The organism is Variovorax sp. 20P10.2.4 (assembly GCF_058244205.1).
Genome location: NZ_JBZAYE010000229.1, coordinates 1 through 10,441 on the forward strand (window position 1 = coordinate 1; position 10,441 = coordinate 10,441).

The 10,441-nt window shown below is 70.2% G+C and carries 8 protein-coding genes; 5 read left to right on the top strand and 3 right to left on the bottom strand.

Going from position 1 to position 10,441, the window contains the following annotated elements; all coding sequences use genetic code 11:
* Both AC27VN_RS20845 and AC27VN_RS20850 read left to right on the top strand, forming a co-directional pair.
* Nucleotides 1-2,021, top strand: a 2,021-nt coding sequence (locus tag AC27VN_RS20845; protein WP_490877735.1) for a TonB-dependent siderophore receptor, incomplete at its 5' end; no start/stop codon positions are given.
* Nucleotides 2,018-3,346, top strand: coding sequence for a PepSY-associated TM helix domain-containing protein (locus tag AC27VN_RS20850; RefSeq protein WP_490877736.1), 1,329 nt, complete (start codon nucleotides 2,018-2,020; stop codon nucleotides 3,344-3,346). The genes AC27VN_RS20845 and AC27VN_RS20850, both read left to right, overlap by 4 nt.
* Nucleotides 3,347-3,364: 18 nt before the next feature.
* Here AC27VN_RS20850 and AC27VN_RS20855 read toward each other — a convergent pair whose 3' ends face one another.
* The 3 genes from AC27VN_RS20855 to AC27VN_RS20865 form a co-directional block, all read right to left on the bottom strand.
* Entirely contained in the window at nucleotides 3,365-4,144 is a 780-nt protein-coding gene (locus tag AC27VN_RS20855; protein ID WP_490877737.1) for a tetratricopeptide repeat protein, read from the bottom strand.
* Nucleotides 4,145-4,173: 29 nt separating this feature from the next.
* Nucleotides 4,174-6,540 carry a TonB-dependent receptor gene (locus tag AC27VN_RS20860; protein WP_490877738.1) on the bottom strand — a complete coding sequence of 789 codons (2,367 nt, stop codon included), beginning with the start codon at nucleotides 6,538-6,540 and terminating at the stop codon, nucleotides 4,174-4,176.
* Nucleotides 6,541-6,993: 453 nt separating this feature from the next.
* On the bottom strand, nucleotides 6,994-7,956 hold the full coding sequence (locus tag AC27VN_RS20865) for a GlxA family transcriptional regulator (protein ID WP_490877742.1): 963 nt from the start codon (nucleotides 7,954-7,956) through the stop codon (nucleotides 6,994-6,996).
* A 74-nt stretch (nucleotides 7,957-8,030) separates the two neighbouring features.
* Between AC27VN_RS20865 and AC27VN_RS20870 the strand changes: the two genes are divergently transcribed.
* From AC27VN_RS20870 to AC27VN_RS20880, 3 genes are all read left to right on the top strand, one after another.
* Complete coding sequence (locus tag AC27VN_RS20870; protein ID WP_490877739.1) at nucleotides 8,031-8,729, top strand: GNAT family N-acetyltransferase; 699 nt, start codon at nucleotides 8,031-8,033, stop codon at nucleotides 8,727-8,729.
* A 33-nt stretch (nucleotides 8,730-8,762) separates the two neighbouring features.
* Nucleotides 8,763-9,479 carry an SDR family oxidoreductase gene (locus AC27VN_RS20875; RefSeq protein WP_490877740.1) on the top strand — a complete coding sequence of 239 codons (717 nt, stop codon included), beginning with the start codon at nucleotides 8,763-8,765 and terminating at the stop codon, nucleotides 9,477-9,479.
* Between the two features lie 66 nt (nucleotides 9,480-9,545).
* Nucleotides 9,546-10,337, top strand: coding sequence for an exodeoxyribonuclease III (locus tag AC27VN_RS20880; protein WP_490877741.1), 792 nt, complete (start codon nucleotides 9,546-9,548; stop codon nucleotides 10,335-10,337).
* Nucleotides 10,338-10,441: the final 104 nt, after the last annotated feature.

The following is a 10,441-nucleotide window of genomic DNA, read 5'->3' on the forward strand; positions in this document are numbered from 1 at the left end:
CCGTGCGCTTCGCCGCCACGCGCAGCGCCACCGCGACCAAGTCCGACACGCCGCTGCTCGAGGTGCCGCAGACCGTCAACGTCGTGACCGCGCGCGAGATCGACGCCCAGGGCGCGCAGAACCTCGGCCAGACCCTGCGCTACACGGCCGGCGTGCTGTCGGAGACCTTCGGCGCCACCTCGCAGTTCGACATCTACACCCAGGTGCGCGGCTTCCGCCCCGACCTCTACCTCGATGGCGTGCAGCTGCCCTACGGTGCCGCCGGCAGCGGCTTCGCGAGCGCGGTGGTCGATCCCTACGTGCTCGAGCGCGTCGAGGTGCTCAAGGGGCCGTCGTCGGGCCTCTATGGCCAGAGCGGCCCCGGCGGCATCGTGAACATGGTGAGCAAGCGCCCGACAGAAACGCCGCAGCGCGAGATCGAGCTGCAGGCCGGCAGCTTCGGGCGCAAGCAGGTCGCGGCCGACCTCAGCGGCCCGCTCAACGCCGAGGGCACGCTGCGCTACCGGCTGGTGGCGCTGGCGCGCGAGGCGGGCACGCAGGTCGACTTCGTCGACAACGACCGCCGGCTGATCGCGCCCTCCATCACCTGGCAGCCCGACGCGCGCACCAGCTTCACGCTGCAGGCCTACCACCAGACCGAGCGCAACGCCCACACGCTGTTCAACTACCTGCCGATCCAGGGCACGCTGCGGCCCAACATCAACGGCCGCCTGCCGTTCGAGCGCTATGCGGGCGAGCCGGACTTCGACCGCCTCAGCCGCGACCAGAGCTGGCTCGGCTACAGCTTCGAGCACCGCTTCAGCGACACCGTGAGCTTCCGCCAGAACATGCGCGCCGCGCGCACCGAGTTCGAGGGCCGCGCCATCACCATCCTGCAGACCGGCGGCCTGCTGCCCGACCAGCGCACGCTGCGTCGCACCGCCGCCAACACCGCGGCCAATGCCAGCACCTTCAGCATCGACAACCAGCTCGCGCTGCGCTTCGACACCCGCTCCGTGCGCCACGATGCCTTGATCGGCATCGACCACCGCCGCGAGATCGGCGACTTCGATTTCGGCCGTCGCGCCGCGCCCAGCCTCGACGTCTATGCGCCGGTCTACGGGCAGCCGATCGTCGACCCCGGCTTCAACCTCAGCAACACCACCTCGCGGCTCGAGCAGACCGGCCTGTACTTCCAGGACCAGATGCGCCTGGGCGGCTGGATCGCCACGCTGGGCCTGCGGCACGACGATGCCAAGACCCGCACCGTGAACCGGCGCGCCAGCACCGCCACGCAGCAGAGCGACAGCAAGACCACCGGCCGCATCGGCCTGGGCTACCTGTTCGACAACGGCGCCGCGCCCTATGTGAGCTACGCGACCTCGTTCCAGCCGGTGTCGGGCAGCAGCTTCGGCGGCGTTCCCTTCAAGCCCACCACGGGCAAGCAGGTCGAGGCCGGCCTCAAGTACCAGCCGGCCAGCGGCATCGGCCTGTTCACGGCCTCGGCCTTCGAGCTCACCGAGCAGAACCGTGTCACGCCCGACCTCGCGAACACCGGCTTCAACGTGCAGACCGGCGAGGTGCGCGTGCGCGGCCTCGAGCTCGAGGCCAAGACCGAGCTGATGGCGGGCCTGAACCTCACGGCCGCCTACGCCTGGCTGCACCACCGCATCACGCGCAGCAACACGCCCTCGGAAGTGGGTGCGCGGCTCTACGGCACGCCCGACCACCAGGGCTCGCTGTGGCTCGATTACGAACTGCAGCGCGGCGCCCTCGCGGGCCTGGGCCTGTCGGCCGGCGTGCGCCGCATCGGCGCCACCTTCGACGCCAGCAACCTCTACCGCATGCCGGCCTACACGCTGGTCGACATCGGCCTGCGCTACGACCTGGGCCGCGCCAGTCCTTCACTACGCGGCGCGCGCCTGAGCCTCACGGCCTCGAACCTCGCCGACCGCTACTACATCTCCACCTGCAACACCACCTCGGGCTGCACCCTGGGCAACCGCCGCACGGTGATCGCCTCGCTGAGCTACCAATGGTGAGCCAGGCCCGGCTTCGGCTGTGGTCCGCGGTGCACCGCTGGACCAGCCTGATCGCGACCGCCCTGCTGCTGCTGACCTGCGTCACCGGCCTGCCGCTGATCTTCCACGACGAGATCGAGGACTGGCTCGACCCGCCGCCCGCGCGCCAGCAGCCGGCCGCCGACGCCGTCGCGCCCATGCTCGATGCGCTGGTGGCGCGCGCGCTCGCGGACCATCCCGGCAGCGTGGCGGTGTCGCTCGGCTTCTCGCGCCCCGCGCCGGGTTCCACCGAGCCGCCCACGGTCGTGATCGCCACCGGCCCCGATCCGCAGGCGCCGTTCGCGCAACTGCGCCGCCATACCTTCGACCTGCGCGACGGCACCTTGCTGCAGTTGCCGCCGCCGCGCACCGGCGGTTTCATGGACACCGTGCTCGAGCTGCACAAGAACCTGCTCGCGGGCTTGCCGGGCGCGCTGCTGCTCGGCGCCATGGGCTTGCTGCTGGTGGCGTCGGTGGTCTCGGGCGTGGTGGTCTACGGACCCTTCATGCGCAAGCTGCGCTTCGGCACCGTGCGTGCCGGCCGGCGCGCGCGCTGGCTCGACCTGCACAACCTGGTCGGCATCGGCATCGCGGCCTGGCTGCTGGTGGTGGGCACCACGGGCGCGATCAACACGCTGCACGACCCGATCGCCGCGCACTGGCGCGCCGAGGTGCTGCCGCAGATGACGGGCCCTTACCGCGGCCTGCCGCCGCCCGGGCGGATCGGCTCGATCGATGCCGCCGTCGCCACCGCGCGCGCCGCGGCGCCGGGCATGGAGGTGCAGTCGGTGTTCCTGCCGGGCACGAACTTCGCCACCCCGCATCACTTCGGCGTCTACCTGCGCGGCGCCACGCCGCTGTCGATGCGCATCCTCAAGCCCGCGCTGGTCGACGCGGCCACCGGGGCGCTGAGCGACATCCGCGAGATGCCCTGGTACGTGAAGGCGCTGTTCGTCTCGCAGCCGCTGCACTTCGGCGACTACGGCGGGCTGCCGATGAAATGGATGTGGCTGGTGCTGGACCTGCTCGCGATCGCGGTGCTGGTCAGCGGCCTGTACCTGTGGGTCGTGCGGCGGCGGCGCGTCGCGGAGGCGCCGCAACCACGTCCGCGCGGCGAGCCCGAGGCGGCCACCGAAGGCAGCCCGTCGACCTGGCGCATGCCGAAGCTGCTCGCGCTGTGCATCTGCCTGGGGCTCGGCGTGGCCTGCGTCACGAGCGATGCGGCGCTCAAGTGGGCCGCCGACCTCGCGTTGGCGATCCCGCTCGCGGTGGTGTTCTGGTTCGTGCTGCGCGGGCTGCGCAGGTAGCGGATCGCGAGGCCGTCTTCAGGCGCGCGCCGCCGCCTGGGCCTCCAGGCGGTCCGCGACCTCCCTGAGCGCCGCCAGCGGCGAGGCCCGCAGCCGCTGGACGACCTCGGCCAGGTAGTGCTTCGGCGCGGTTTCCGGAATGCGTTCGAACCAGCGCACCGCCGCGTCGATCTCGCCCTGCTCGGCCAGCATGCTCGCGTGGCTGAAACGACCGCGAAAGTCGCCGGCCTCGGCCGACGCCCGATAGAGCGCGCGGGCCTGGTCCCGGTCCCGTGGCACGACGAGGCCGTCCTCGTGGTAGCGGCCGAGCATGTTCATCGAACGCGCATGGCCGAGCGCCGCCGCGCGCCGGTACCAGTCGAAGGCCGCGGCGTGGTCCAGCGCGACGCCGCGCCCCGTCGCCAGCAGGTTGGCGAGGTTGTACATGCCCCAGTCGAGGCCGAGCTCGGCGCTCGCGCGGTACGCGCTCGCCGCGCGTTGCGGATCGGGCGCGGTGCCCCAGCCATGCTCGAAGCAGCGTCCGAGCATGTTGGCCGCCATCGGATGGCGCTGCTCGGCCGCGCGCTGGAACCAGGCGAAGGCCGAGGCCTCGTTGCGCGCCACGCCCCGGCCGTCGAGCAGCCATTGCCCGAGCACCGCCTGCGCTTCGGCATGCCCCGCATGGGCGGCCGCCGACAGCCAGGTCGCGGCGCGCTCAGGCGGGCCGGCGAGCAGCGCGTCCCATTGCGCGCGCGTCAGGGTGTTGAGCGCGCTCGCGTTGGGGAACACGAACGCGGGGGATGCGCCTTCGCTGCTCACGCTCGTCGTCGCATCAAGCGTTTCGGCGATCAGAACGAGAAGTTGCCCGTCAGCGTCACCGAACGGCCCGGAGCGATGTTCGCGTAGTGCGTCGAGTAGGCCGTGTTGTAGTAGATGCGGTCGGTCAGGTTCTGGACGTTGAGCTGCAGGTTGAAGCTCTTGTTCACGCGGTAGCCGGCCATCGCGTCGATGCGGGTGTAGCCCGGAACGCTGCGCTTGATCAGCGTGGCGCCGCCCGTGCCGGCCGCCCAGGCGAAGCCGCCGTAGACCTCGCTCTGGTAGAAGGCGCCCAGGCCGAAGGTCCAGTCGGAGGTGGGCTTGTAGGTCGCCCAGATGCTCGCGCTGTGCTTCGGCGTGTTCGGGAAGGGCTGGCCCGTGCCGGCGTTGGGCACGTAGACCGTGCGGCCGTTGGCGTCGGTGGTGCTGCTCTGGCCGAGGTTCTTGCCCTTGCTGTCGAGCAGGGTGTAGCCGCCGAAGACCGAGAGCTGGTGCGTGATGTTGCCCGAGAAGCCGAGCTCGAAGCCGCGCACCTGCTTGTCCCCGGCCAGCGACACGGTGCCGTCGGTCGGGTTGGTGATGCGCGCGTTGGTGGTCTCGATCTGGAAGATCGCGCCGGTCAGCGACAGCTTGCGCTCCAGCAGGTCCCACTTGGTGCCGAGCTCGATGCTGCGGTTCTTCTCCGGCTTCAGGTCGATCGCGGTGTTGGCCACGCCGCCCACGGTGCCGCTGAGGGCCTGGCTCTCCGAGCCCTGGCCCAGGCTGTTGCCGCCCGGCGTGGAGGAGGTTCCGATCGATGCATAGATGCTGCCGTTGGTGGCGGGCTTGTAGACCACGCCGAGCTGGTAGTTCAGCAGCGTGTCGTTGCGCTCGAACTTCGTGCGGATGCCGCTGGTGAGCACCGGCAGCGCCATGCCGCCCGTGGCGGTGGTGCTGGGATAGGGGTTGGTCTGCTGCGTCTTGTAGCTGTCCAGGCGCAGGCCCGCGTTGACGATCCACTGCGGCGACAGCTCGATGCTGTCGAAGCCGTAGAGCGACGCGGTGTCGGTGCGGTAGCTGGTCGGGTTGCCGTTGGGCACGAAGGTGCCCAGCCACGGATCGCTGGACGTGGGGTAGTACAGGCTCGTGCAGACGAAGCTCGAGCCCACGCCGGCGCCGCCCGGGCACTTCTGCTGCGCCGTGTAGGCGCGGTTGACCTGGGTGTAGCTGTCGTTGTCGGCGCGTTCGCGCGACAGCTCCAGGCCCGTGACGTAGCTGTGCTTGACGCTGCCGGTCTGCAGCTTGCCGCTGAGCTCGGTGGCGTTCGCGAAGGTGTCGATGTCGCGCATGCTGCCGTTGAAGCGGCGCCACACCAGGCCGCGCGCCACGTTGCCCTGGCTGTCGTCGGGCTGGGTCCAGATGTAGTCCATGCTGCTCTTGGTGAAGCGCGTGATGTTGCGCAGCTTCATCTCGGGCGAGATGTCGTGTTCGACCTGCAAGGTGACCGAGTCGGACTTGTCCTTGCGGAAGTCTCGGCCCTCGACGCCGTACCAGTTCTTGCGGTCGAAGCCGTAGGTCGGCTGGAGCTCGACCACGCCGAAGCGCGGGAAGCTCGCGGGCAGGTAGTAGGGGATGCCGCCGTCGGGCACGTCGTCGGTGCGCATGTGGAACAGCGACAGCGTCACGCGCGTGGGCGTGCCCAGGCCCCAGCTGATCGAGGGCGCGATGCCGAAGCGCTTGTTGCTCGGGCCGTTGCGGCCCGCGACGTCGGCGCCGAAGTCCATCAGGTTCAGGCGGAAGGCGCCGTTCTCGCCGAAGCTTCGGTTCCAGTCGATCGTCTCGCGGTGGTATTTGTCGCTGCCCAGTCCCACCGAGCCGAGGAAGAAGTTCTCCTGCTTCGGTGCCTTGGTGTAGAGGTTGATCGTGCCGCCGGCGCCGCCGCGTCCGCCCGAGGTCGAGTCCGGTCCCTTGACCACTTCCACCGACTCGAGGTTGAAGACCTCGCGCGTGCTCGGCGCGATGTCGCGCAGGCCGTCGACGAAGGTGCTGGCCTGGCTGTCGTAGCCGCGCAGGAATGGCCGGTCGCCGACCGGGTTGCCGCCCTCCCCGGCGCCGAAGGTGATGCCGGGCGTGGTGCGCAGCGCCTCGGTCAGCGTCGTCGCGTTGATCTGCGTCATCACTTCCTGCGGGATGACGGTGACGGACTTGGGCGTGTCGAGCAGCGGTGCCGTCTGCTTCGAGGACGAGGACTGCTCCACCTTGTAGTCGGGCGCCGCATCGACCTGCACCTCCTTCAGCGCGCCCTGCGCATGCGCCGCGCCGACCGATCCGAGCGCGACCAGGGTGGCGGCGGTCCTGGTGGCGGCGTGCGCGTTGAGATAGCGCGAAGTCGAGTGCTTGCGGCTTCTGATGTAGGTCATGTTGTGAGTGATTTGTCGAGGTGAAAGCGCTGCCGGCGCGCGGCGCCCGCGGTCACGCGGCTGTGCACTGGAGGTGACATCGGCGTAACAAAGTATCCGCAAATGATAATGACTCGCACTATCGATTTACGGCATCTTTACCTTTGGTTTGCAGAACTTGTTGCCGTCTGACGACGCGATCAATTCGAATGAGAACTTATCTCATTACGAATAAAAGACGTACTGCGTGCACCCGCTCATGCGTCGAATTGCGGTGATGCAGAGCGCCGAATGTCCGCGGGGACGTCGGACGTGTCGAGCGGGACACAGCTATTTCGCCAATGCGTTGAGCAACGCAAATAGAAATGGCAATGCCTCCTGGCATTGGCGCGCCAATTCGGATGCATTGCGGACCGAGTCTCCATCGCGACATCGGCATGCGCGAACCCCGGTCCGCGCATCGACGACCGCGCTCTAAGCCAGCGCCGAACGCAGCTCCCGCACCCCGCGCCCCAGCTTGCGCCGCAGCAGGCTGCGCACGGTCGCGGCATCGGCATAGCCGACCTCGCTCGCGATCTCCTCGAGGCCCTGGCCGATCGAGACCAGGTGCTGCGCATGCTCGACGCGCAGGTCCTGGAAGAAGGCCAGCGGCGACTTGCCGAGCACGGCCTCCATGCGCCGCTGCAAGGTGCGCGGGCTGACCGCGAGCGCGTCCGCCGCATCGTGCAGCGAGAAACCCCGCGCGAGGCGTTCGCGGGCCCAGCGCTCGAAGCGCTCGATCAGCGGGTCGGCATGCGCGAGGTGGTCGGGAATGATGTATTGCGCCTGCGAGGGCCGCTTGTCGACCAGCATCAGGCGCGAGACCAGCGCGGCGGTCTCGGGGCTCGCCTGGCGCATCAGCCACAGCGCGAGATCGAGATGCCCCATCGCCGCGCCGGCCGTGACCACGCGGCCCGAGGCCACCACCATGCGCGACTCGTCGAGCCGCACCTGCGGATAGCGTTCGCGGAACAGCGGCGCCAGCGGCCACATGGTGGTGGCCTCCTGGCCGTCGAGCAGGCCGGTCTCGGCCAGCAGGAAGCTCGCGATGCAGGCGCCGCCCACGCCGCTGCCCTGCGCATGCCAGCTGCGCAGCATGGCCATGGCATCGCGCACGTCGCGCCGGCCCAGCGCCTCGACCAGCCGCGCGGGCTGCTTGGTGTTGAGCGCGGGCACCAGCACCCAGTCGGGCTGGCGCATCTCGTCCGCGGGGTCCACCACCATGGTCAGGCCATGCGCGGTGCGGATGCGCTGGCGCACGCCGACCACGCGCAGCTCGAAGGGCGGCCGCGCCGCGCCCTGCTCGGCCGCCACCTCGTTGGCCGCGGAGAACAGGTCGAGGAACACGCTGAGGCCGGTGTCGAACACGCCATCGAGCGCCAGGATCGCGATCTTCATCATGGCGTGAATGATACCAATATTGTCATTTACGACCATGGCGCCCTGGGGAGGACCCGCCTACGCTAGGGACCATGACATCGCCCATCGACTCCCCCCTGGACCGTTCGGCCTGGACCGCGCTGGCCGGCCTCCAGGCCCACCTGGGCCACGGCAACGCCCTGGCCCGCCGCTACCACCCCGAGGTCGCGCCGTTCGCGGGACTGGTCGAGGAAAGCCCGGCCGCCTTCGAGGCCCTGCGTGCGCTGCTGGGCCCGGACGATCGCGTCATGGTGCCCACGCTCGCGCCCGTCGCCGGCATCGATGGCCTGCAGGCCAGGCTGCTGGGCCAGGTCCACCAGATGGTCGCGCTGCAGCCCGGCACGGGCCGCGCGGCGCAGCTGCAGGCCACGCCGTTGAACGCCTCCGACGTGCCCGATGCCCTGGCCCTCGTCGCCCGCACCCGGCCCGGCCCCTTCGGCCCGCGCACGCTCGAGATGGGCGACTACCTCGGCGTCCGCGACCAGGGCCTGCTCGTGGCCATGGCCGGCGAGCGCATGCGCTTCAACGGCCACGCCGAGATCAGCGCGGTCTGCGTCGACGACCCCTGGCGCGGACGCGGCCTCGCCGCCGGCCTCGTGAACCTGCTGCGCGCGCGCATCGAGGCGCGCGGCGAGACCGCCTTCCTGCACGTGCTCAGCGACAACGCGAATGCCATCGCGCTCTACGAGCGGCTCGGCTTTCGCCATCGCCGCACCCTGTTCCTGCACCAGATCGCCCTGGCCACCGTTTGACTCACCCCGCGCTGCGGCGCACAAGGAAACACCATGAAGATCCAAGGTTCCGTCGTATTCGTGACGGGCGCCAACCGTGGCCTCGGCCTCGAATTCGCCCGCCAGGCCCTGGCGCTCGGCGCCGCCAAGGTCTATGCCGCCGCGCGCGAGCCCTCGCAGATCCCGCTGCTGGGCGTGCTGCCGATCCGGCTCGACGTGCGCGATCCCGCGCAGGTCGCCCAGGCCGCGGCCGATTGCCGCGACGTGACGCTGCTGATCAACAACGCGGGCATCGGCCGGCTCGGCGGCTTCGTCGGCGGTGATGCCGAGGCCGACCCCGTGGCCGTGCTGCGCGAGCAGCTCGAGACCAACCTGTTCGGCATGCTGCACATGAGCCGCGCCTTCGCGGGCGTGCTGGGCCGCAACGGCGGCGGCGCGATGCTCAACCTGCTGTCGCTCTTCAGTTGGGCCAACACGCCGATGATCGGCGCCTACGGCGTGAGCAAGGCCGCGGCCTGGGCGCTGACCAACGGCCTGCGCCACGAGCTGCGCGCGCAGGGCACGCAGGTGGTGGGCTTCCATGCCGGCCCGATCGATACCGACATGGTGCGCGCGCTCGAGGTGCCGAAGGCCTCGCCCGAGGACGTGGTGCGCCAGTCGTACGCGGCCATCGAGGCCGGCCAGGAGGAAGTGCTGGTCGACGAGGGCACGCGCCAGGTCAAGGGCGCGCTGTCGCAAGGCATCTACCTGCGGGACGTCATGGCCGGGTGATTTCTGCGGGCAGGAGGACGCGTTGTCCGACGCGCGAAGCGCCGGCACGCGCCGGAAGATGGCTGCATGAAGATCGCCACCTTCAACGTCAACGGCATCCACAGCCGGCTCGACCGGCTGCTCGAATGGCTCGCCGAGTCGAAGCCCGACGTGGCCTGCCTGCAGGAACTCAAGTCGCCCGATGCCAAGCTGCCGCTCGCCGCGATCCAGCGCGCGGGCTACGGCGTGGTCGCGCACGGCCAGCCCGCCTGGAACGGCGTGGCCATCCTCGCGCGCGGGCGCGAGCCGATCGAAACCGGGCGCGGCCTGCCGGGCATGGAGGACGACCCGCAGAGCCGCTACCTCGAGGCCGTGGTCGACGGCGTGCTGGTCGGCTGCCTCTACCTTCCCAACGGCAATCCGCAGCCCGGGCCGAAGTTCGACTACAAGCTGCGCTGGTTCGAAGCCTTCGGCAAGCATGCGAAGAAGCTGTACGCGAGCGGCCTGCCCGTGGTGCTCGCGGGCGACTACAACGTCGTGCCCACCGATGCCGACATCTACAACCCCGCCTCGTGGCGCGACGACGCGCTGCTGCAGCCCGAGAGCCGCGCCGCCTATGCACGCCTGCTGAAGCAGGGTTGGACCGACGCGATCCGCGCGCGCCATCCCGAGCGCGCGCCCTTCACCTTCTGGACCTACTGGCGCAACCGCTTCCCGCGCGACGCCGGCCTGCGCATCGACCACCTGCTGCTGAATGCCGAACTCGCGCCGCTGCTGCGCGAGGCCGGCGTGGACCGCGACGTGCGCGGCCGCCCGGGCGCGAGCGACCACGCGCCGGCCTGGATCGAACTCGACCTGCCCGCGTCGTCACGCCAGTAACAAAACCGTCACCGGCCGGTGCGAGCATGCGCGGTTCTCACAAGGCGCCCCGTCTTTGCCGCACCGATGCGACTCCTCTTCCGATCGTGCGCGTCGTTCGCGCT